At 36.4% G+C, this 23594-nt stretch carries 20 protein-coding genes; 12 read left to right on the top strand and 8 right to left on the bottom strand.

Annotated elements, in window-relative coordinates; all coding sequences use genetic code 11:
- From B6A10_RS08385 to B6A10_RS08365, 5 genes are all read right to left on the bottom strand, one after another.
- Positions 1-1723 (bottom strand): PorP/SprF family type IX secretion system membrane protein (locus B6A10_RS08385; protein WP_188220524.1); only part of this gene is annotated, 1723 nt, incomplete at its 3' end.
- A gap of 1 nt (position 1724) precedes the next feature.
- Positions 1725-3176 carry a T9SS type B sorting domain-containing protein gene (locus tag B6A10_RS08380; protein ID WP_188220523.1) on the bottom strand — a complete coding sequence of 484 codons (1452 nt, stop codon included), beginning with the start codon at positions 3174-3176 and terminating at the stop codon, positions 1725-1727.
- Positions 3177-3247: 71 nt separating this feature from the next.
- Complete coding sequence (locus tag B6A10_RS08375) at positions 3248-4534, bottom strand: hypothetical protein (protein ID WP_188220522.1); 1287 nt, start codon at positions 4532-4534, stop codon at positions 3248-3250.
- Positions 4535-4664: 130 nt separating this feature from the next.
- Entirely contained in the window at positions 4665-5108 is a 444-nt protein-coding gene (locus B6A10_RS08370; protein WP_026713940.1) for a hypothetical protein, read from the bottom strand.
- Between the two features lie 409 nt (positions 5109-5517).
- A complete protein-coding gene (locus B6A10_RS08365) occupies positions 5518-6396 on the bottom strand; it encodes a helix-turn-helix domain-containing protein (protein WP_188220521.1) in 879 nt (292 codons plus the stop codon).
- Between the two features lie 271 nt (positions 6397-6667).
- On the opposite strand from B6A10_RS08365, the gene B6A10_RS08360 reads away from it, so the two are divergent.
- The 7 genes from B6A10_RS08360 to B6A10_RS08330 all read left to right on the top strand — a co-directional run bounded on the left by B6A10_RS08360 (position 6668) and on the right by B6A10_RS08330 (position 12691).
- Entirely contained in the window at positions 6668-8311 is a 1644-nt protein-coding gene (locus tag B6A10_RS08360; RefSeq protein ID WP_188220520.1) for an alpha-L-fucosidase, read from the top strand.
- Between the two features lie 15 nt (positions 8312-8326).
- Positions 8327-8677 (top strand): L-rhamnose mutarotase, encoded by a 351-nt coding sequence (locus B6A10_RS08355; protein WP_188220519.1) that lies wholly within the window; start codon positions 8327-8329, stop codon positions 8675-8677.
- Positions 8678-8792: 115 nt separating this feature from the next.
- Positions 8793-9941 carry a DNA polymerase III subunit gene (locus tag B6A10_RS08350; RefSeq protein ID WP_188220518.1) on the top strand — a complete coding sequence of 383 codons (1149 nt, stop codon included), beginning with the start codon at positions 8793-8795 and terminating at the stop codon, positions 9939-9941.
- 5 nt (positions 9942-9946) lie between these two features.
- Positions 9947-10330, top strand: coding sequence for a hypothetical protein (locus B6A10_RS08345; protein WP_055094853.1), 384 nt, complete (start codon positions 9947-9949; stop codon positions 10328-10330).
- A 68-nt stretch (positions 10331-10398) separates the two neighbouring features.
- A complete protein-coding gene (locus B6A10_RS08340; protein WP_188220517.1) occupies positions 10399-10914 on the top strand; it encodes an acyl-CoA thioesterase in 516 nt (171 codons plus the stop codon).
- A gap of 139 nt (positions 10915-11053) precedes the next feature.
- Positions 11054-12061: a recombinase RecA gene (recA, locus tag B6A10_RS08335; RefSeq protein WP_055094857.1), complete on the top strand. Its 1008-nt coding sequence runs from the start codon at positions 11054-11056 to the stop codon at positions 12059-12061.
- Positions 12062-12244: 183 nt separating this feature from the next.
- Positions 12245-12691 carry a hypothetical protein gene (locus B6A10_RS08330; RefSeq protein WP_188220516.1) on the top strand — a complete coding sequence of 149 codons (447 nt, stop codon included), beginning with the start codon at positions 12245-12247 and terminating at the stop codon, positions 12689-12691.
- Positions 12692-12743: 52 nt separating this feature from the next.
- On the opposite strand, the gene B6A10_RS08325 is transcribed toward B6A10_RS08330, so the two are convergent.
- Complete coding sequence (locus B6A10_RS08325) at positions 12744-13505, bottom strand: lysophospholipid acyltransferase family protein (protein ID WP_188220515.1); 762 nt, start codon at positions 13503-13505, stop codon at positions 12744-12746.
- A 216-nt stretch (positions 13506-13721) separates the two neighbouring features.
- On the opposite strand from B6A10_RS08325, the gene trpS reads away from it, so the two are divergent.
- Entirely contained in the window at positions 13722-14699 is a 978-nt protein-coding gene (gene trpS / locus B6A10_RS08320) for a tryptophan--tRNA ligase (protein ID WP_188220514.1), read from the top strand.
- Between the two features lie 135 nt (positions 14700-14834).
- Here the strand turns inward: trpS and dprA are convergent, their stop codons facing one another.
- Complete coding sequence (gene dprA, locus B6A10_RS08315) at positions 14835-15935, bottom strand: DNA-processing protein DprA (protein WP_188220513.1); 1101 nt, start codon at positions 15933-15935, stop codon at positions 14835-14837.
- A gap of 102 nt (positions 15936-16037) precedes the next feature.
- On the opposite strand from dprA, the gene B6A10_RS08310 reads away from it, so the two are divergent.
- Positions 16038-16994: an HU domain-containing protein gene (locus B6A10_RS08310; RefSeq protein WP_188220512.1), complete on the top strand. Its 957-nt coding sequence runs from the start codon at positions 16038-16040 to the stop codon at positions 16992-16994.
- Positions 16995-17025: 31 nt separating this feature from the next.
- Here B6A10_RS08310 and B6A10_RS08305 read toward each other — a convergent pair whose 3' ends face one another.
- Positions 17026-17976, bottom strand: a complete 951-nt coding sequence (locus B6A10_RS08305; protein ID WP_188220511.1) for a helix-turn-helix domain-containing protein — start codon at positions 17974-17976, stop codon at positions 17026-17028.
- A 281-nt stretch (positions 17977-18257) separates the two neighbouring features.
- Here B6A10_RS08305 and B6A10_RS08300 point away from each other — a divergent pair, with 281 nt between their 5' ends.
- From B6A10_RS08300 to B6A10_RS08290, 3 genes are all read left to right on the top strand, one after another.
- A complete protein-coding gene (locus B6A10_RS08300; protein WP_188220510.1) occupies positions 18258-20762 on the top strand; it encodes an L-rhamnose mutarotase in 2505 nt (834 codons plus the stop codon).
- 143 nt (positions 20763-20905) lie between these two features.
- Positions 20906-21976: a Gfo/Idh/MocA family protein gene (locus B6A10_RS08295; RefSeq protein WP_188220509.1), complete on the top strand. Its 1071-nt coding sequence runs from the start codon at positions 20906-20908 to the stop codon at positions 21974-21976.
- Positions 21977-21988: 12 nt separating this feature from the next.
- Positions 21989-23578: a sodium:solute symporter family transporter gene (locus B6A10_RS08290; protein ID WP_188220508.1), complete on the top strand. Its 1590-nt coding sequence runs from the start codon at positions 21989-21991 to the stop codon at positions 23576-23578.
- Positions 23579-23594 lie beyond the last annotated feature (16 nt).

Genomic DNA, 23594 nt, shown 5'->3' with positions numbered 1-23594 from the left:
CCAAAGCGTCTGCTTTTGCTTTTTCCTCAGCAGCTTTCTGAGCGGCAAGAGCTTCGGCTTTCGCCTTGTTTTCAGCGTCCAGTTTGGCTTTCGCCAAAGTGTCTGCTTTTGCTTTTTCCTCAGCAGCTTTTTGAGCGGCAAGAGCATCAGCTTTCGCTTTGTTTTCAGCGTCCAGTTTGGCTTTCGCCAAAGCGTCTGCTTTTGCCTTGTTTTCAGCGTCCAGTTTGGCTTTGGCTAAGGCAGCTGCTTTAGCTTTTTGTACGGCTAATGTCTCGGTTTTCGCTTTATTTTCAGCTTCCGATTTTGTTTTTGCTAAGGCTTCGTTTTTAGTTTTTTCTTCGGCGTTTAGTTTTGCCCGGATTATAGAATCTATTCGTGCTCTGTTTTCGGCGGCTTTTTTTGCTCTGGCTAAGGCGTAAGCTTTGGCTTTTTCTTCTGCGGCTTGTCGTGCTTTAGCCAAGGCCTCCGCTTTGGCTTTGGCTTCTGCTGTTTGTTTCGATTTGATTAAGGCGTCAGTTTTTGCTTTTGCATCAGCGGCTTTTTTAGCTTCTGTTAAGGCAACTGATTGTGCTCTTGCATCCGCGATGCGTTTGGCCTGCGCAATAGAATCGGCTTTTGCTTTTTGTTTTGCTTCAGCGAGTTGTTGCTGTCTTTTTTCTTGCTGTTCTAATTTTAAAGCTTCTTTAAGTTCTCTTAGTCTTTGCGCGTCTTTTGGAGATAGAAGCGGAGAATCTTTTTGCTTCGCAGCAACATATTTTTTCTTTTGTGCTGGCGGGATAATCGAACCTTGTTCGTCTTCGTCGTTGTAATAAAATGTCTTTTTGTTGAATTTGTAAGCAAAAACAATTTCGTGAGAAGCACCAAAATTGGATAAATTTCCAGTGCCTTTTTCGAAATTGTATTCAATAGAAATCTTGGGTGAGATGTTTACTCCAAGGCCGGCGCTCATTCCGTAAACCGAATTGTAACCTGCCTGAGCCCAGATTCCGCTTGGAACAGCAAATAAGACTAAGCCGGAAACTTCTGTTTTGTCTTTTTTTAAATCGGTTTTAATCAATGCCGAAAATTTACTTTTGTCAAAAAAACCATAGGTGTCAAGATAACCGGTGTGCATAATGTGAGCTTCAATGCTTCTTTCGGGATCATCCTGAACAATTTTTGAAGTTTTAAGGTTGTATAAAACCAAGTTGTTTACCGAAACTCCAAAATCCAGAAAAGCCGTTCCGTAGTTGATACCCGGATTGATGCTAATGAGGGAATTGTTAGGGATGTTATTCAGTGAAGGATCATCGTAATTTGTAATTACACGTCCTTTGTTGATGCCGCTTTTGTAAAAACCAAGATTTAATCCAAAGGTTAAATTATTGTCTTCCTGAAGCATGACGTTGTGTGCAAAATTGACGACTCCTCCAAAAGTGGAAAGGACACCGTAATTTTGTTGGAATAATCCAATGGCTGCTCCCTGATTTTCGGCTATTCTGCCGGAATAACTAAATAAATAAGTTTGTGGAGCATCATCAAATTGAACCCATTGTTTTTTGGTATAAAAACTAATATAAGAGCTTTGTTCGCGAACAAAACTAAAAGCAGGGTTGATTAAATATCTGTTGAATTTTAAAGAATTTCTTACGGGAAGACGGTACGAAACAACACCGTCTTCCTGCGCCTGTAACTGCTGGAGAACACAAAGAAATAAACTTAAAATTATAAAAACATTCCTCATTTTATTTCACTAGTGTTATAGACCCCTTTTTGGTTTTTTGATCTTTTGTGGTAATGATATAGTAATACACCGGATTTACATTTTTGAAATTAGTGCTAGTTTCCGGCCAGTTATTTTGATAATTATTGGTTTTCAGTACAATTTCTCCCGTAGCGTTCATCAATACAATTTCGGTATCGGTTCCGCTGGTATATTCCTGAGGAATAATCCAGGTATCGTTGAATCCGTCGTTATTGGGACTTACTAAATTGGGGATTTTTTCTGCATTAGGATCTATTGAAGAAATGATTCTGAAAGTTAGTTCCTGAGCTAAAACACAAGTGGAAGTTTGGGTAATCTCTACTTTGTAATTCCCTGGTTCAGTTGCTTCATACGAAGCTGTGGTCGCATCAGGAATAAGAGTTTCGTTTAGAAACCATTTGTATTCCGGATTTAGTGCATTTGTGGTAACTGTTACCGGAAGTGTTTCATCAGCATTGATAAAATTTGTTTCCGAAACGTCGATACTACTTGAAAACTGATAGGATTGTAAATTAATTGCAGCTGTTGCGGTACATCCTCCAAAATTTACAGCAACGGAATATTGTCCCGCCTGAGTTGCGGTGTAGGTTTGATTGGTTGCTCCAGAAATTGCTTTACTGTCTTTGTACCACTGGTAGCTGTTTCCGGAAACCGTACTCAGAGTTGTAGTGCCATCATTAGAACAAAACGGATTGCCCTGACTGGAACTAATGGTTGTAGTATTGCCGGAAGAAGATTCACTTACGGTTACTCTGTTAGAATAAGAATAAGATGTGCAGCTGCCGTAATTGGTTTCAGCATAATAAACTCCGGGTTGAGTTACGGTCAGACTGTTTCCTGTTGCAATGGGAGTTGTGCCGGGTTCTTTGAACCAGTTAAAAGTCAATGAAGGGTATTTTAACGGCGAATCATTGGTGCCGGTTCCGGGATTATCAATGTTTAAAATATAGCTTGCCCCCGGGCAATAAGTGGCTGTTGAAACAAAATTATTTATTGTAAACGGACTGTCCTGAATTTTGTAATAGGCAGCAAAAGAGGCAGAGTTTGCACTGGTATTTCCCGGGGCAGTACTTTTAATGCGTATTTTATAATTTTCTCCAGCTGTATTTGTTGGTATTGAAAAAGATATCTTCCCTGGTGAAGTTGTAATTTCTCCCGGATTAGAAGTAGCCAGAACTGTTGGTGTGGTACCAAAAAAACCATTTGCAGCTGAAAGCTCTACTATAAATTGATTGGAAGGACTTAAAGCTGTTTCAGGTGTAAAAGTAAAAGTTACCTCAAAAGGCTTTTGAGCATTATAAGTTGCATCGGTACAAATTTGGGTAAAACCTAAAGATGGATTTCCAATAACTAACTGAGCATAAATTTCTTTAGTTAAAGGGGAAAGAAAAAAAACGAGACATAGGAAATAGTTGTGTAGTTTTTTGCTCATTATCTTCGGCGGTTTAATTATTTGTCCTTCGCATTTCGGATTCAATTAATGATTTCGAAATCAGTTTTACATTATTCACTTGAAACGGTAATTTTGCCTATTCGTAATCTGTAATCCGGTTTTTTATCATCTGAAGTGTTTATGAAAGTTTCAACATTGTCGCTTTTAGCATAAACATTGGAGAAGGCGGCATTGCCATACCAGTCTTCTAAATCTTCGTTGTTTTGATTAAATTCGGTAAAAATATTGCCGTTACAGGAATTGAAATACATGTCTTCAAAGCCTAATTTTCGAAGGTTTTCATCGTTAATTTCAATTTTGTTGCTTAGTAATACAGCCGGATTAAATCCGGAAACAACGGTTCTTTTAAAGTTTATTTTAGCATTTTCAGCAATGTAAATCGCTTCTTTGATAAGACCGGATTGGATGTCGGCATTGATGTTTTCGCTGTCGTTAACCAGTGTCATATTAGTAGCGGTGACAAAGGTTTGTTTTTTAGAAAAATCAACTTCTTCTTTTTTGTCATACGAAGCTACATTCATACATCTTGAGCCTAAACTGCTGGTTAAAAAGGAAGAACGAACCGCCAGCGAATTGTTTATTTTACATTGAGCACCATAGTTGAATTTATAATCGTCCCGACTGCATTTGTACGAAACCATTTTGTTCATGTTAAGATTACCGCCGTATATTTCAAAAGAATCTCCTGCGGCATAGCTTACCATAATGTTTTCTAATACAGTTTTGTTTCCTACTCCGGCTAATAGTAATCCGTTGAAGTTTTCTTCTCCTCTTATTTTTTTTCCGGCAAATTCAATACGAACATATCTTAAAATCCCGGAATTGCTTTCGGAGTTTTCACCTCCATAAGTTGTTAAAGAAGTATCCAGTCCCAGATTTATCGAAGAGGAATTTCCGAATTTGTTAATTGGAGCGTCTCCTAAAACGATAATTCCTCCCCAGTCTCCGGCTTTTTTTAAACCCTTATTTGAGGTAAAAACAATTGGATCTGTTTCAAGTCCGTCGGCAATTATTGTAGCTCCTTTGGTGATAATCAAAGCAGCATTTGTTGCATAATCACCAATGATTGTTGTTCCGGGTTCGATGGTTAAAACAGCGTTATTGGTAATATATACATTTCCCTGTAGGATGTATTTGTTTTTCTTGTATAATTTGGTATTAACCGCAATATTGCCTGCTAATATTTGGTCGGCTTCACCATAATCGACTTTGTTTGGTTTAAACTCGGTCCAATTATTTAACCAATTGTTCGAACCAGTGATTCCTTTTTCCTGTTGCGCCTGAACACCAACAACGACCAAAAGGAAAATGCTTAAGATTTGGGATATGCTTTTCATAGGTTGCTAAAGTTTAATGGTTAATGTTAATTGTTTGGGTCTTAGTTATAAAATTAAGAATGCACCGAGAATATATTTAATCGAATGAGTTATAATGCGCCTTTTTTTGTTTTGGCTAAAGGTTTAGCGCTTATATTTCATTAAATTCATGCAAAGCTTTCAGTGTGTTCTCATAAAATAAAATAGCTGCAATTAAATTTTTAGTGTCCGAATAAGGCATCATTCTTTTTTGAAATTCAGTTGTTACATTTAGAAAATCAGCTGTGCTTTCTTCCTGTTCGGTTAATGATTTTTTGTTTTCGTTATTGTCCGGAATTCCTAAATCGGTCAAAGTAACGCCTGGTTTAGTAGCCAAAGCAATATAAGGCAGTGTTTTTACCAAAACAGTAATACGTTCCGTATATAAATCCAATAGTTCTCCTTTTTTCATTTCCTGAAGCTCTTTCAGGTTGTGGTATTTTTTAATCGTGGCGCTGGTGCTAATGATGCTTTTGGATGCTTTTTTATCCTGAGCAGATGCCAGATTTATAGTTGTTAAAAAAAGAAAGCTTAGGAAAATAATTTTACTTTTCATGAAATGAGAATTATAAATTAATATTATTCAAACAAAAATAGATAATTAATCCCTATTAACAACTTTCTTGGAGCTTTTTTACTTGTAAAAAGATTACAAAATTTTAAAAAAAATGCATTTTGTCCGATAAATTTGTATTTTAAACGATGTTTTCGCTGTTTTTGAAAATCCTAAAAGCCTTGAACAACGGAGCTTTTGTTTATAAGATGTTGAAAAAAAATAAATCAGAGTGATTTTTGGAATTATTTTTTTGTTTATCAAATAATTACTTACAATTTGTTTTTTCGGGTAGCGGTTTTTGAAAAAAAAATTGAAAAATAAAGGGTTTTAAAGCGTTTTTTCGGGTAAATTAATTAGTGTTTTGGTGATGAAAAACACATTTGAAAAGGAAGAAATTGGACGGAAAAAATTATTTAACCTGATTGTTTTGACTACGATATTCTCCCGGTGTCAAACTAACGATTTGTTTGAAGATTTTCGAAAAATGAGGTAAATTAGAAAAACCGGTATCTAAGGCAATTTCTAAAAAAGTCTTGTTAGTAGTTGCAATAAGATATTGTGCTCGTTCTATCTTTTTTTCGTGAATGTAATTTAAGGGTCTTTGTCCGGTGTGTATTAGGAATTGTTTTGAGAAATAATCCTGATTTTGATTGACTCTTTGGGCTAATTCAGCAATAGTCAGGTTTTTGTCCAAATGAAGCTGGATGTAACTCATGGTGTCTAAAATTTTTGAAGGAGTACTTTGAGGAGTGCTTGGTTTGAAATTTTTAGTGCTCAAAAATTTGGAAATTAACAGGAGCAGTGTTCCCTGATTTTCGAATTTCAAGTGTAGTTTGAGTTCTTTGTTAAGTGCTTGATATTCCTTGTAATAAGCTTCTTTTTCATAAACTTCAGGATTATCAGAACGATTAATTCCTCTGCCGGGATTGTTTTGAAGCATTTGTTTGATAAGAGTGATGTCGGTTTCGGTGGCGGGTAATTTCATCACATTTCTATTTTGATTAAACAGTGAAATTCCATCGGGAGATTCTTCAAAAAACTGGATGAAATATTGGCTTAGGTATTTTTCACAGTTTAAATTACAAATGGTAAAACTTGGTATAAGATACAGAAATCCGGGTTCTAAAATCAATTTTCCTGAATTATCCGAAATGGAACCCATGCCTTCGTCGATGTAATAAAGTCGGTAATACGGACTAATTACATTGTTGAAATTCCATTTTTGATTCAGTTTTACATAATCAATGTGTAGCAGTGAAAAATAATATTTAAAAATGTTTTTGGACATAAATTGGTTTTGGTAAAAAGTCGGTTTTGTGTAATAAATAATCGGTTTTGGGTAAAAATAGAAGTTGAAGCCTTGTTTATATTTGTAATTATATCCTTTTATTAAGAATCAAAAATAATGAATAATATATTTTTAGTCTTAAATATTTGTGTAAAATATAAGATTAATTCGTTTTTAATAATTGATGTTCGATTTGATAAAATGAATTTGTTGAAATAATTAAAAATATAAAGTCGGAAATAAATAAATGACTTTTTAAAAATAAATACAAATGAACAGAAGAAATGCTTTGAAATTAGGTGCATCGGCACTGGCGGGACTTTATTTATCTCCTCTATTAGGACAATCCTCAATTTTGAATGCTGCTAAAATTGACGGTCCATTCCAGCCTGACTGGGGTTCCTTAGGGAAATATCAGGTGCCGGATTGGTTTCGGGATGCTAAATTTGGTATGTGGGCGCATTGGGGGCCACAGTGTGAACCCGAAGCAGGAGACTGGTACGGAAGAGGCATGTATGAAGAAGGCTCTCGTCAATATAAATTTCATGTTGAAAAATACGGACATCCTTCAAAATTTGGTTTTAAAGATGTGATTAATGTTTGGAAAGCCGATAATTGGAATCCGGAGGAATTGGTGAATTTGTACAAAGATTCCGGAGCCAAATATTTTATGGCAATGGCTAATCATCATGATAATTTAGATTTGTATGATAGTAAATACCAACCACAATGGAATTCGACCAAAGTGGGGCCTAAAAAAGATATTATTGCCGGATGGGAAAAGGCGGCCCGAAAAGCAGGATTGCCTTTTGCGGTAAGCGTTCATGCGGCACACGCCTGGAATTGGTTTGATACTTCTCAGGGTGCCGATAAAAACGGTCCGTTGGCAGGAGTTCCTTATGATGGAAAATTAACTAAGGCTGACGGAAAAGGAACTTGGTGGGAAGGTTTAGATCCTCAGGATTTGTATGCGCAAAATCATGAATTGAGTGCTAAACCATCTGGAAATTCATCTGTTCACAGTCAGTGGGATTGGGGAGATGGAGCTTCAGTTCCTAACTCGGCTTATTGTGAAAAATTCCACGACCGTACCCTTGATTTGATTGACAAATACAATCCGGATATGATTTATTTTGACGATACCGCATTGCCTTTATGGCCAGTGAGCGATGCTGGTTTGCGTATTGCAGCACATATGTATAATAAAAGTTTACAAAAAAATAAAACGGTTCAGGCGGTAATTACCGGTAAAATTTTAACCGAACAGCAGCGCAAAGCTATCGTTTGGGATATTGAAAAAGGGCAAAGTAATAACATCGAACCTTTACCTTGGCAAACCGATACCTGTATCGGGAATTGGCATTACGATAGAAGACTCTATGATGAAAAGCGCTATAAATCGGCAAAAACGGTTATTCATACGTTGGTAGATGTGGTGAGTAAAAACGGAAATTTAATGCTGAATATTCCGGTGCGTGGCGATGGAAGTATTGACGAATTAGAGCGTGAAATTGTAAAAGAAATTGGTGTTTGGATGAAACTGAACAGCAAAAGTATTTACGGTACGCGTCCCTGGAAAATATTTGGCGAAGGCCCGCAACAGGCAAGTGCCGGAGCTTTGTCTGCTCAGGGTTTTAATGAAGGAAAAGGGAAACCTTATACAGCCGAAGATATTCGATTTGCTCAAAAAGACAAAAAGCTGTACGCTACGGTAATGGCATGGCCAGAAAATGGGATGGTGGTAATAAAAAGTTTGGCAAAATCTAATTCGTATCATACAGAAAAAATTAGACAAGTAAAATTAGTGAGTACCGGAGAAAAGTTGAAGTTTAAACAAACCGAACAAGGACTTGAAGTGTATTTTCCGAGTCAAAAACCACAGGCTTCGTATGCAAATGCGTTGGAGATTGTTTAAAAAACCATGCTGTTTATGAAAACCAAGAGATTATGCTTTGCCTGTGATTTAATTGATAAACCAGAATTGATTTTGGAGTATAAGCGTTATCATGCTAAGGAAAATGCCTGGCCGGAAATTACTAAAAGTATCAGGGATTCCGGAATTATTGATTTGGAAATTTATATATTGGCAAATCGCCTGTTTATGATTATGGAAGTAGATGAAACTTTTAGTCCGGAACGCAAACAAGAGATGGATGCTGCCAATCCAAAAGTGCAGGAATGGGAAAAGTTGATGTGGCAATTTCAACAGGCGCCTCCGGGAGCAAAAGAAGGGGAGAAATGGTTACCGATGGAAAAGATTTATAAATTGCCTGACAATTAAACAGCCTGTAGCTGTTGTTATTCTATTGTTGTTTAGGTTTTAAATAAGCTTTTTGCGTCTTTAAACTTTACCATCTAAAATTTTAGACTTATCCATTTTCTGCTATCTTTGCTTCATGCAATTTTCGGAAATTTTAGGACAGGAACATATTAAAAATCATCTTACCCGAACAGTCGATTTGGGTCGGATTCCACACGCGCAACTCTTTGTCGGACCGGAAGGCAGCGGAACTCTGGCAATGGCCATTGCCTATGCACAATATATTTTATGTAATAATTCCGGAGGCGAAAATGATGGTGAAAATCACGCCTGTAATATTAAGTTTCAAAAGTTATCCCATCCCGATTTGCATTTTGCTTATCCTACCGTTACCACCGATGAGGTAAAGAAAAATCCGAAGAGTATCGATTTTATAGCCGATTGGCGGGAGTTTGTGCTTCAAAATCCTTACGGCGGTTTGTTTGATTGGTATGCCGTTTTAGGTGTTCAGAACAAACAGGGAGAAATCCGGGTTGATGATGCACAGGAAATCCTGAAATCCCTTTCTTTAAAAGCCTATGAAGGCGGTTATAAAATTATGATTGTCTGGATGGCTGATAAGATGAATATTGCAGCCTCTAATAAATTACTGAAATTAGTAGAAGAACCGCCAGAGAAAACCATTTTTATCCTTATTTCTGAAAACGAAGAAGATATTATTCAAACCATTCGTTCCCGTTGTCAGGTATTGCATTTTAACGGATTGAGTGAGGCTGTAATTGCCGATGCTTTGGTGGCTCGGGAAGGAATAGATTCTAAATTGGCGGCTAAATTAGCACATCAGGCACAGGGGAATTTTAATGCGGCTTTGCAATTATTGCATGATAATGACGAAGAACATCCGTTTGAACAATGGTTTGTTACCTGGGTTCGTGCGGCTTTCAAAGCTAAAAAAGACGCAGCAGCTATTCAGGATTTGATTCTTTGGAGCGAAAAAATCGCAGCTTTGGGAAGAGAAGCCCAAAAGAAGTTTTTGCAGTTTTGTATGGAAATGTTCCGTCAGGCATTGTTGCTTAATTATGAAGCGCCCAGTTTAGTTTATTTCGAACCAAAAGTTGATAAATTCAAATTGGAAAATTTTGCACCTTTTGTAAACGGAAATAACATTCGGGATATTTTCAAAGAACTTTCAGATGCGATGTATCATATCGAACGCAACGGAAATGCCAAACTTATTTTAACCGATTTATCAATCAAACTGACACGTTTAATCCATAAAAAATAACTGTTATGAATAATCCGGCTTCATTTTTAATTTTGGTGTTCTTCGGGATTACCTATTTACAATCCAGTTATGAAAAACTCTTTTATTGGGAAGATAATCTGAATTGGTTAAAAGGACATTTTGCCCAAACCCGATTAAAAAATCATGTAAAATTAGCGCTGATTAATCTGGTAATAATGGAGCTGATTTCTACCATTTTGTGCTTTGTGGGCTGTGTCGAATTGTATGTTAGCAATGGAAGATTGTTTGGTTTTTATGGTGCGGTATTTTCAGCCATAACTTTGCTTATGATGCTTTTTGGACAACGATTAGCTAAGGATTATGATGGGGCAAGAACCATTGTGATTTATTTTATTCCGGCTGTAATGGCGGTATATTGGTTGAACTAGATATTCATCATTCCAACCAAATCTGAAATTTAAAATCGTTAATCAACGTTCTGAAATCAAATAAGATTATGTCTTTAACTCCAAAAACTCCATCGGAATCTTTAACAATACATACTGATTTGGTTTTGCCAAGTGAAACCAATCACATTCATAACTTATTTGGGGGAGAATTATTAGCCCGAATGGATCGTGCGGCCAGTATTGCAGGGCAAAGACATTCCAGATGTATTACCGTTACAGCTTCTGTAAATCATGTGGCGTTTACGAAAGCAATTTCTTTGGGAAGTGTGGTCACAATTGAAGCCAAAGTTTCAAGAGCTTTCAAAAGTTCGATGGAAGTCTATATTGATGTTTGGGTTGAAGATCGCGAATCGGGAAGTAAAACCAAGGCCAATGAAGCGATTTATACCTTTGTGGCGGTTGATGAAAATGGGAAACCTGTTGAAGTAGCTCCGATAATTCCTGAAACCAAACTGGAAAAACAGCGTTATGATGCCGCTTTAAGACGCAAACAACTGAGTTTAGTTTTGGCCGGAAAAATGAAACCCGAAGAAGCTACAGAATTAAAAGCCTTGTTTGTATAGGTGTTATTTTTTTTGATTCGAAATCTTTGCATCAAAAAAAGAAGTATTTTTACGAACATAAAAAATGAAATGAATCAGTGTTGATTGATTTTAAATCCTTGAAAAAAAATAATTTAACGATAGAAAAGCGAAATAGAAGATGAGTACAGAGAAAGAAGCCAAATTAAAAGCCTTGCAGCTTACCCTTGATAAACTGGATAAAACCTACGGAAAAGGAACCGTTATGAAAATGGGGGATAAAGCCATTGAAGAAGTAGAGGTGATTTCTTCAGGGTCTTTAGGTGTCGATTTAGCCTTGGGAGTAAACGGATATCCAAAAGGAAGAATTATTGAAATTTACGGACCGGAATCTTCAGGTAAAACTACTTTAACACTTCACGCTATTGCCGAAGCGCAAAAAGCAGGTGGAATTGCGGCTTTTATTGATGCGGAACACGCATTTGACAGAAATTATGCAGAGAAATTAAACGTTGATATCGAAAACTTAATTATTTCGCAACCGGACAACGGAGAGCAGGCTTTGGAAATTGCTGAAAATCTAATTCGTTCGGGAGCAATTGATATTGTGGTAATCGACTCGGTAGCGGCTTTGACTCCAAAAAGTGAGATTGAAGGCGAAATGGGAGATTCTAAAATGGGTCTTCATGCCCGTTTGATGTCTCAGGCTTTGAGAAAATTAACGGCTACGATTAGTAAAACTAATTGTACGGTTTTCTTCATCAACCAGTTGAGAGAGAAAATCGGAGTGATGTTTGGAAACCCTGAAACAACTACCGGAGGTAATGCGTTGAAATTTTATGCTTCGGTACGTTTAGATATTCGTCGTTCGTCTCAAATTAAAGACGGAGAGAATGTTATTGGAAACCGAACTAAAGTTAAAATTGTTAAAAACAAAGTGGCGCCACCTTTCAAAGTTGCTGAATTTGATATTATGTATGGAGAAGGAGTTTCTAAAACAGGAGAAATTTTGGATTTAGCAGTAGAATTTGAAATCGTAAAAAAATCAGGTTCCTGGTTTAGTTATGGCGAAACCAAATTAGGGCAAGGTCGTGATGCGGTAAAATCCTTAATTAAAGACAATCCGGAATTAGCTGACGAACTGGAAGTAAAAATCAAATCCAGAATCAAAGAATTGGCTGATAATTAATAAAATACAGTTTGAAATTATAGAAAATGCCCGGTTTTTTGCTGGGCATTTTTTTGTTAAAAAAAAGGTGTGATTGTAATTTTTTTGAAAAAAAATCGTTTTATAAAGCAACCCTTTTAAATGTTCACGCTCTTTATAAAAGAAACCTAACGAAAGATTGTTAATTTATAAAATCAAAAGAGAATGAAAAAAATTGCTTTATTATTAGTTTTAATGACCACTTTTTTAAGTTGTAGTGTAGGAGACGGAGATACTTATACCAATTATGTTTTGCCGGTAGATAGTTATACTTTGCCGGAGGGGACTTTAGAAGTTGGTCAGATTTATCAGGTAAAATTAAAATATGATAAACCGGGTGATTGTTTTAATTATAGAGGAGTTTATTATTATAAAGTTGAAGGGACTAAGGAAAGACTTATCGGTGTTTTAAATGATAAAAAAGACGGAGATAGTTGTTCAGATGATTCTACTGAGCTAACGGAAGTGTCATTTAATTTTCAACCCGAAACTGCAGGAACTTATACTTTTAAATTTTATAAAGGAAAAGATGTAGATGATGCAGATGATGATGGAGATACTACCGAAGATCTTTTTGAAGATGTTGAAATCGTTGTAAACGAAGCGCCATAAAAACTTTTTTTGCCCTAAAATGAAAATGCACCTGCCTTGGCGGGTGTTTTTTTTATATGGTTTCCAGTTTTTTTTCGTTTTCAAAGATTACTAACTGCTGGTAAATGGTTTTATGCACATCTTCCCTAATGGCTTTTCTGTGCGATTCGTTTTTATCAATAGTATCTACCAGTTTGTGGATTTTTACTCTCATAATACCCGGACTTCCTGCAAAAAAAGTATAAGGAAAGCGTTTTTTATTGTCCCCAAAGCTTATCGGAAGAATAGGGATTTGATGTTGAATTGCCAGTTTAAAAGCGCCTTCTTTAAAATGATCTAAAAGAATCGATTCGTCATCCGGAACACCGCCTTCCGGGAAAATACAAACACTGAGTCCGCGCTCAATTCGTTTGTGAGCTTTCGTAAAAACAGCCATCCGACTCTGTGAATCTTTACGATCCACGAGAATACAAGTTCTTTTATAGAAAAAACCAAAAACTGGAATTTTAGCCAATTCTTGTTTGCCAACAAAAACAAAAGGATTTTTGATTACAGCCAACATTAGCATAATGTCGGTCATGGAAGTGTGATTGGCTACAATCATATAACTTTTATGAAGGTCAATTTCCTGTTCGCTATCGACTTTATAATAAAATCCCATGCCAAAAAGGATGAATTTGGCCCAAATTCTGGCTATCATAAAAAAATAAGGATAGCCTTTTTCCGAAATTATCGTTAGAATTAATATTGGAAAAAAGAGTAAAATAGGAACCGCCATTAGTATATAAAACCAAATGCGCCAGAGAATCCAGAAAATTATTTTGATGCCTTTCATGTTTTCAAAAATAAGGAATCAAAAAATAGCATTTTAATTAAATTTATTTTTTTAAACCATATAAGTGTATTAAAGTTTTTTGTCAATCTAAAACTTATATGGCTTATATGGTTCAAAATAGACAAAGTTGTTTTTAAAATTTGCGAATTTGCGGTAAAAAATAAAAAACTTTGCGAACTTTGCGGTTTAAAAATTTCAGCTAGAGAATAAAATATAATGGCAAAAATACTTACAGGAGTTCAAAGTACAGGAACTCCGCATTTAGGAAACTTACTAGGAGCAATCATTCCGGCAATTCAATTATCAAATAATTCTGAAAATGAATCCTTTCTTTTTATCGCCGATTTGCATTCGGTTACCCAAATAAAAAACGGAGAAACCTTAAGAAATAATACCTACAGCGTAGCTGCTGCTTGGTTGGCTTTTGGGTTGGATGTGAATAAGGTAGTTTTTTACCGTCAGTCGGATGTGCCACAAACAGCGGAATTATCTTGGTATTTAAGCTGCTTTTTTCCGTACCAAAGATTGACTTTGGCGCACTCTTTTAAAGATAAAGCCGATCGATTAGACGATGTAAATGCGGGATTGTTTTCGTATCCAATGCTGATGGCAGCTGATATTTTATTGTATGATGCCGAGTTTGTTCCTGTAGGTAAAGATCAATTGCAGCATTTGGAAATGACGCGTGATGTGGCTTCTCGTTTTAATCACCAAATGGGAGAGACTTTTGTACTACCGGAAGCTAAAATTCAGGATGACAGCATGCTGATTCCGGGTACGAATGGAGGAAAAATGAGTAAATCAGCCAATAACATTATTAATATTTTCTTGGACGATAAGGCTTTGCGCAAACAGGTAATGAGCATCGAAACCGACAGTACACCACTGGAAGCTCCAAAAAATCCGGATACTTGTAATGCTTTTGCTATTTATTCTTTGTTAGCCAATGAAGAGCAAATTGCACAAATGCGTGCTAATTATCTAGGAGGAAATTATGGTTACGGTCACGCTAAACAGGCTTTGTTTGAATTAATCTGTGAAAAATTCAAAACTGAAAGAGAAAAATACCACTACTATATCAATAATCTTCAGGAGGTAGATGCCTTGTTGAAAATAGGAGCTGAAAAGGCTGCTGCTGTAGCCAATGGTGTTTTAGGAAGAGTAAGGGAGAAATTAGGTTTCGAACCTAGATAATTTTTAAAAAAATAATTTACCGCAGATTCACAGATTATTATTTTAAATCTGCGAATCTGCGGTTTTTTTGTTTAAAATTTGACAACTTTTTGAAAGTTGTCAAATTAAGTAAATCTGTGAATCTGCGGTTCGCTTTTAAATAGCTTCAAACAATTTCCCTGGTAAAGGTCTGATTACTCCTTTTAATTCCATATTCAATAAAATACTGGAAACTCTGTAAATCGGAAATTCACATTCCAGCGCAATAATATCCATTAATTCCTTTCCGGTTTTGATTAGATAATCGTATATTTTTTGTTCGTCATCATCGAGTGAAACGAATAATTGTTTTTGTATGCTTTTGGTTTCTTCTTTGATGTCCCAATTGAGCATATAAACCAAATCGGCGGCATTGGTGAGTACATTTGCTTTTTGGGTTTTGATAAGGTGGTTACAGCCGGCGCTATATTTATCGGTGGTGCGACCCGGAACCGCAAAAACATCTCTATTGTAATCATTCGCCATATTAGCAGTAATTAAGGATCCACCTCTTTCAGCCGATTCAATTACAATCGTAGCTTCGGCAATCCCTGCTACAATGCGGTTTCGTTTCACAAAATTTTCCTTATCAGGATTGGATGAACTCCAAAACTCGGTCATAAAACCGCCGTTTTGTTCCATTTTGGTCATGTATTTCTTGTGGTTTTTGGGATAAATTTGGTTCAAACCATGAGCCAAAACGCCTATGGTTTGTAAATTATGTTCCATAGCCAACTGATGTGCAACAATGTCAACGCCATAAGCAAATCCGCTAACGATTACCGGATCTAACGGTGCTAAATCTTCAATGAGTTTTTTGCAAAATTCGGTCCCGTAAGAAGTAATTTGGCGGGTTCCCACAATGCTGATGATTTTTCTGTTTTTTAAATCAATCGTGCCAGAAGTGAATAAAATTACCGGTGCGTCAACACAATGTTTGAGTTTGTCAGGATAATTTTCGTCCTGAAAATAAGTAACATTGATGGCGTTTTTTTCAATAAATGCTAGTTCTTTATGTGCTTTATCAAAAACGCTTTCGTCTTTCAAATTTTTGAGAAGCATGCTTCCAATGCCGTCAATAGATGCCAAGTGTTGCTTTTTTGTTTTAAAAACCGCTTCGGCTGAACCACAATGACTGATTAGTTTTTTAGCCATGATGTCGCCTACGCCTTCAATTTTAAGCAAAGCCATTGTATAAAATAAATCCGATGTTGTCATGCTAAATATTTGAGATTGAAATGTATAAATTTTCGCTGGAATTGTTAATAAAAATTGTGAATAAAATTTTGATAACTATATTGGATGTTTAACTTTGTATGTATGAATATAGAAAACTACATAAGCCAGCTATTATATCGTTACCAATGTGTTACCATTCCTGGGTTTGGTGCTTTTTTGACCGAAATCCAATCGGCACAGTGGGTGGAGAGCGCAAATTCTTTTTATCCGCCTAAAAAATTAATTTCTTTCAATACCAATATTAAAAATAATGACGGTTTGTTGGCTAATCATATTGCCAGAACCGAAAAAACCTCTTATGAATATGCTATCAGTGCAATTCAATATGAAGTGTTGAATTGGAAAAAGGAATTGGAAGAAAACCGAGCTCTGACGGTTAAAAATGTAGGTAGTTTTGTGTTGAATGCTTCTGATAATTTAATTTTTACTCCGTCGGAACAAAAGAATTATTTAACGAGTTCTTTTGGTTTGGCTTCTTTTATTGCTCCGGTTGTTAAAAGAGAAGTTGCCGAAGAAAGTATTTCAGCTGTTGAGGAAAGAGACGTAATTGCTTTGGTTCCGGAAGAAAGAATTGGTCGTTCTTATTTAAAATACGCGGCTATTTTTATCTTGGGCTTAGGTTTGGCAGGAACTGTGGCTTATTCGGTTTACAATAATCAAATTGAAACCCAAACGATTTTAGTGGAGAAAGCGGTTCAAAAGAAAGTAGAATCTAAAATTCAGGAAGCGACTTTTTTTATCAAAAGTCCGATGGCTCCGGTGACTCTTTCTGTAAAAGCAGATAAAGAAGAAGCTAAAGAAGTAAAAATGCCTTATCACGTGGTGGCCGGTGCTTTTAGAGATGAAGCAAATGCGGAACAGGTGGTTAAGCAATTAACAAAAGCAGGCTTTAAAGCCAGAAGATTGGAAAAAAATAAACATGGTTTGTATCCGGTTCTTTACGGTAGTTTTGCAACTTATGCTGAAGCTCAAAAAGTAAAGAATGAAGTTCGCGCTTCTGAAAATCCCGAAGCCTGGTTGTTGGTGGAATCTTTATAATTTCAAAGCCTTTCTTAACGGAAAGGCTTTTTTATTTCTTTTTTTTCTGTTGTTGCAGCTGATATTTTCTGGGGCTAATTCCGTTTCGTTGTGAAAAAGTAGAAGTGAAATGCTGTAAGGACGAAAAACCGCAACTAAAGGCAATTTCAGCCATGCTAATGCTTGGACTAGTTTTGAGTAATTGAATAGCTTTTTCAAGTTTTAAACTGATGATAAAGCTGTTGGGAGGAAAACCCGTAAGTTTTTTAACCTCATAAGTGAATTTGGTTTTTCCCATGTTGAAAACGGCAGCCAAATCTTCGATGTGCCATTTTTTAGTTAAATCACTTTCAAGTAATTGGGTGAGTTTTTCAATGAAAGTATCACTTTCCTGATTTTTATGGATTTTATTCGAAAGTTGGCGATGCAAATCGATAAACAAATTTTCCAGAATATTTTGCACTTTGATTTCAAAACCTTCTTCCTGATAAGCCAGTTCGTTGCGTAGTTCGTCAAAATATTTCTTGAAATTTCTGGCTTTTTCAATAACGGAATTATCGGCGTCGCCAATCATTTTTCCTAAGTTTTCTTGAAATGCTACAGGTAATTTGCTCCAGTTTCCAAAGTTTAATGCTTTTTCATTTGTGAATTCCTGAGGTTTGATAATAATCCAGTTAATCTGACCAATATCCATAATCCCTGAAATGCTGCCGTTTTCGTGCCAGGGAGCCGTTACCGATAAATTTTCGGGAAACAATTCGATTGCTTTGCCTTCAATAACCCAGTCGTATTTGCCACTGTTTACATAATGAATTTCGATGCCGTCATTCAGGTGCGGACGCATGCTGTCGTCAATGCGTACTTTCGAGAATTTCATGCTGCCAAATTGCTTGATAAAAGGCAGTTTTTTTAGTGGTCCGGGATTGTTTTCGTGCCACCAAACTCCGTAATTTCCATGTTCATCTTTTTCTCTAAGGTTTTTTGGTAACAAAAAGGAATTCATAAAATAATTTATATTAAATTGGTATAAAGATAATTATTAAATTTATTTCTTAGAAAAGTATCTGTTTTTATAAAATCGACCGTTGTTTAAAAGTATGATTTATTTTGAATAAAAATAGGTAACTTGCCCATCCCAATTTATTTATTTAAAGGGTATTAGAGTCGAAAGACTTTTTTTTAACTTTAAAAATGATAACGTTTACATTTTGAGTTTGCTTAAAATGATAAGGTTTTGAGGATTAGGACGTTTTTGAAATTTATTTATAATTAAAAAATCATTATATGTTTTTAAAAAATCGATATGGTTTGTTCGCTTTTTTAGCGTTGTTTTTTACTACTCTTTCCATGCAGGCTGCGGATATTTGGGTAGCAACTAATGGAAAGGATACCAATGAAGGAACCAAAGAAAGCCCGCTGGCAACCGTACACATGGCTTTGCGAAAAGCCAGAGAATTACGCCGACTAAATGATGCTTCTGTCAAAGGCGGAATCCATATTATTATCAAAGACGGAACGTATTATTTTGATGAAGCTTTATTCGTTAGACCGGAAGATTCCGGAACAGAAGATAGCCCGACAACTATTGAAGCCGATGTAAATGCAAAACCTATTTTTAGCGGGGGAGTTGCCATTAAAAACTGGAAAAAATCAACTACTGTTATTAACGGACAGAAAGCTGGTACGGTTTGGGTAGCCGATGCGCCGCAAATTGCCGGAGAAGTGCTCAATTACCGCCAACTTTGGGTAAATGATGTAAAAGCCGTTCGTGCCAAAAGTACTGCCGGAAATAAAATGGAAAGAATTTTGTCCTGGGATAAGGAAACTGAAACCTGTTGGATTCCATTTAAAGATAAATCGGTGAAATATGAGCCAGGCATGGAAATGTTCATCGTGCAATGGTGGGCTATTGCTCATTTGCGAATCAAGAATATCGAAGTAGTTAAGGACAGCGCAAGACTTTCATTTGAAAAACCCGAAAGTCGCATTCAAAGTGAACATCCGTGGCCGGCACCTTGGATTTCAAAGAACAACGGAAATTCGGCTTTCTTTCTAAACAATGCTAAATCTTTGCTGAATGAAGCCGGAGAATGGTTTTTAGACCGAAGAAATGCGAAGATTTACTATATCCCAAGAAAAGGTGAAAATATGGCTGCCGCCAAAGTAATTGCGCCGGTTTTAGAAAATTTGGTAGATATAAAAGGAACTATCGACAGACCGGTTCATGACGTAAAATTCAAAGGAATTTCGTTCCAGTACAGCAATTGGCTACGTCCTTCGCAACAAGGACACGTGCCTTTGCAAGCCGGAATGTATTTGCGGGATGCTTATAAATTGAAAATTCCGGGAACGCCTAATCAGGCATCTTTGGAAAATCAGGGTTGGGTAGGACGACCAAGAGCGGCTGTAGAAGTGAATTTTGCTCATAACAATACTTTTGAGGGATGTCGTTTTGAGCATTTGTCTTCAACGGGATTGGATTTGAACAAAGGAACAAACCACAATACAGTTCAGGGAAACTTATTTAAAGACATTGGAGGAAACGGAATTTGTTTAGGCGTTTTCTCTGAAGAAGCTTATGAGTCGCATTTGCCTTTGCAAGTAAAAGACGAAAGAGAAATTTGTTCGAATGAATTAGTAGCCGATAACTTAATTACCAATGTTGCCAATGACGATTGGGGTTGTTTGGGAATTGCTGCCGGATTTGTGAGAGATGTTACCATTGCACACAATGAAATTTCGGATGTGGCTTATAGCGGAATTTCCTTGGGTTGGGGTTGGACTCATACCGAAAATGTGATGAAAAACAACAAAATTTTGGCAAACAAAATTCATCATTATGCCAAGCATTTGCATGATGTAGCCGGAATTTACACACTTTCTTCTCAGCCTAATAGTTTTATTGAGGAGAACTATATTGACAAAGTATATCACAGTCCTTACGCACACGATCCATTCTTATGGTTGTATTTGTATACTGATGAAGGTTCGCAACATTTTACTATCAAAAACAACTGGATTCCAATTCAAAAAATCCTGAAAAACAACAATGGACCAAAAGGAAATCTTTGGCAGGATAACAATCAGTTTGTAAGCAATGCCATTAAAGAAAATGCCGGAATTCGTGCGCCATTTACTAATTTGAAAAAAGAAGTGGTTATCGATGAAGCCTGGGGATTGCAGGAAATGCCAAAATCGGTTGCGATTGAAGTGATAGGAAAGAATCTGGATGTAGCCAAAATCAAATCGACCATCAAAGGTTTTAGAATCGTGGGTGAAGAATTGTACCAATGGGAAAATCATCTGGTGATTTACGGTTTGATGAATCAACCAGAACGAACCAAAAGAAAATTAGCCTTGGCTTTCCCTGATTTGCAAATAAAAATATATGAAAATCCGGTTTACGATTTTCAAAATTTTGAAAGATGTCCGGGTGTAAAACCAGCATCTGAATGGGAAAATATCGTTTTGACAGCCAATTTGGTAGAAGATCCAAAACTGCAACAGGAATATTTGGATTATCATAAAACTCAATTTGAAAAATGGCCGGAAATAGCCAAAGGTTTCTGTAATGCCGATTTTCAACAATTGCAGGTTTTCAAAAATGGCAGACAATTAATGTTGGTTATCAGTATTCCAAAAGGAGAAGATTTAGACAAATTAAATCCAAAAACTACCGAAAATAATCCGCGAGTTGACGAATGGAATGCTCTGATGAAAAAATACCAAACAGGAATCGAGGATGCCAAAGCAGGTGAAACTTGGATTTTTTTGAAGAAAATAAATTAATAATTAGGCCACGAATTCTCGAATGATTTAAAGAAAACAGTTTTCAATTTCACAAATTTCTATTAGAATTAGTGGAATAGTAACTACAAAGATCAAAAAGAAAAAATTCGTGAATTCGTGGCAAAACAAATAAACAAAAAGCAATGTTAAAAATAGCCATTTTAGGTCTTGGAGAAGGACGCAGTACCATGTCAGCCGCTATAGAAAGCAGCAAAGTAGAGTTGGTCAAAGTATGTGACAGAAATGAAGAATTGTGCAAACAGCGCGCTAAGGAATTTGATTTTCCGCATTACACCACCAATTATAATGATTTGTTGCAGGATGAGGCTATCGATATCATTGCTATTTACACCCCGGATCATTTGCATGCCGATCATGTAAAACAGGCATTATTGCACGGAAAACATGTAGTTTGTACCAAACCTTTTATTGATGATTTGGCTGCTGCCAAAGAGTTAATTGCCATTAGTGAACAAACTGGAAAAAGAGTTTTTGTGGGACAGAGTTCCCGCTTTTTTGAACCGGCAAAAAGGCAAAGAAAAGATTTTGAAGAAGGATTAATAGGAGATTTAATAACGATTGAATCGCACTATCACGCAGATCATCGTTGGTTTTTAAAGAAAGAATGGTCTTTGTTGCAGTCTTTCAAATGGTTGTATGGAGGATTGAGTCATCCTGTGGATTTCATTCGTTGGTATTTACCAAATATAGAAGAAGTAATGGGCTACGGAATGATAAGCAGCAACGGAAAAACAGCAGGTTTGAAAAACGAAGATACGATGCACTTTATTTTCAAAGCCACCGACGGTAGAATTGCACGTGTGAGTGGGGTGTACACTTCGCCAACACAGCCAACCAAGCGTGACAGCGGAATGACCGTAATTTTAAGAGGTACAGAAGGAGCTAGCCAGGCCGATTATCACGAATTGCGTTATTCGGTTACCGATAAAGAAGGAGAAGAAAGAATCATTCATTGGGGTGATGCTACGATTAAATATTATTTCCGTTTTGAGGGACAAAGTCATCATGGTGGAGAGTATCAAAATTATTTGGAATATTTTGCAGATAGCATCGAACAAGGCTTCACTGCTTATCCGGATATGAAAGAAGGAATTGGAACTGTTGCTTTGTTACAGGCAATGGACAAAACCCTGCAAACCGGAATGCCGGTTAAAATTGCCGATGTTTTAGCAGCTTATGATATCCAACTTTAATAGACAGAACAAATGAGTAAAATCAGTAGTTTTTTAGAACCCATAGATTATGCCGTTGTTATTGGTTATCTGTTGATATTAATTGCCTTTGGGTATTATATTTCTTTTGTAAAAAATAAAAAATCAGAAGACGAAAGTATCTTTCTAGCTGGAAATACTTTAGGTTGGTTGAGTATCGGTTTGAATATGTGGGGAACCAATGTGGGGCCTTCGATGTTGATTGCTTCTGCCAGTGTGGGATTTACAACAGGAATTGTGGCGGGTAATTTTGCCTGGTATGCGTTTATTTTTATCCTTTTATTGGCGGTGGTTTTTTCGCCAAGGTATTTGGGGGCTAAAGTACTGACCTTGCCTGAATTTATGGGAAAACGCTTTGGAGATTCAACTCGAAATATTCTTGCTTGGTACACATTAATAACCATTTTGATTTCTTGGTTGTCTTTAACCTTGTTTGCAGGAGGTGTTTTGGTGAAACAATTATTGGATTTACCAATGTACCTTTCTGTAATTATGATGGTCATACTGTCCGGTTTTTTTGCGGCTGCAGGAGGATTAAAGGCAATTGCATATACTAATGTTTTCCAGATGTTATTACTAATTGGCGTTTCGTTATTATTGGTGGTAATGGGTGTTAACAAAGCAGGAGGATTGGAGCATGTTTATCAAAGTACTCCCGGTTCTTATTGGAATTTATTATTGCCGGCAGACGATAAAAACTATCCTTGGTTGGCCATTTTATTGGGTTATCCTATCATGGGAGTTTGGTTTTGGTGTACCGATCAGTCTATGGTGCAATCTATTTTGGGTGCCAAAAATTTAAAACAGGGACAGTTAGGAGCCAACTTTATCGGTTGGTTGAAAATTTTAGATGTGCCTTTGTTCATCCTTCCTGGAATCGTATGTTTTGTTTTGTTTCCGAATTTAAAAAATCCGGATGAGGCTTATATGACTATGGTAACCCAGTTGTTTCCTGCTGGATTGAGAGGTTTGATTATTGTGGTATTAATTGCAGCCTTAATTAGTACGATTGGTTCGGCATTGAATTCTTTGAGTACCGTTTTCACGATGGATGTTTATGTGAAAAATCACAAACCAAATGCGACCAACAAAGAGATTGTTAAAATAGGAAGATTGGTGACTTTGTTTGGTTGTATTCTTTCTATTTTAATCACCTTGGCTATTGATAGTATTAAAGGTTTGAATCTATTTGATATTTTTCAATCGGTATTAGGATTTATTGCTCCGCCAATGTCGGTTGTGTTTTTGTTTGGCGTTCTTTGGAACAAAACTACTACCAAAGCAGCCAATTTAACGCTAACTTTAGGAACAATCATAAGTTTAGGAACAGGGGTTTTGTACTTATGGGTTTTCCCAAATCAAGTGTATGAATGGCCTCATTTCTTATTGTTATCGTTTTACATTTTTGTAGCATTGGCAGTAATGGCTTATCTGATAACAATTACCGACAAAGCAGGACAAAAAGACAATCAGGAGTTGTTGAAAATCAATCCTGCAGCCAAACCAGATAAGCAGGTCAAAATGCTTTGGGTACTGCTAAGCTTGGTTATGATTGCACTTTACGTTATTTTTAATGGACATTAAAATCAAATAGATATAA

This window comes from Flavobacterium pokkalii (genome assembly GCF_014596575.1).
GTDB classification, from domain to species: Bacteria; Bacteroidota; Bacteroidia; order Flavobacteriales; family Flavobacteriaceae; genus Flavobacterium; species Flavobacterium pokkalii.
The sequence above is the reverse complement of the archived record's forward strand: the minus strand, read 5'-3'. Positions and strand labels throughout refer to the sequence as shown.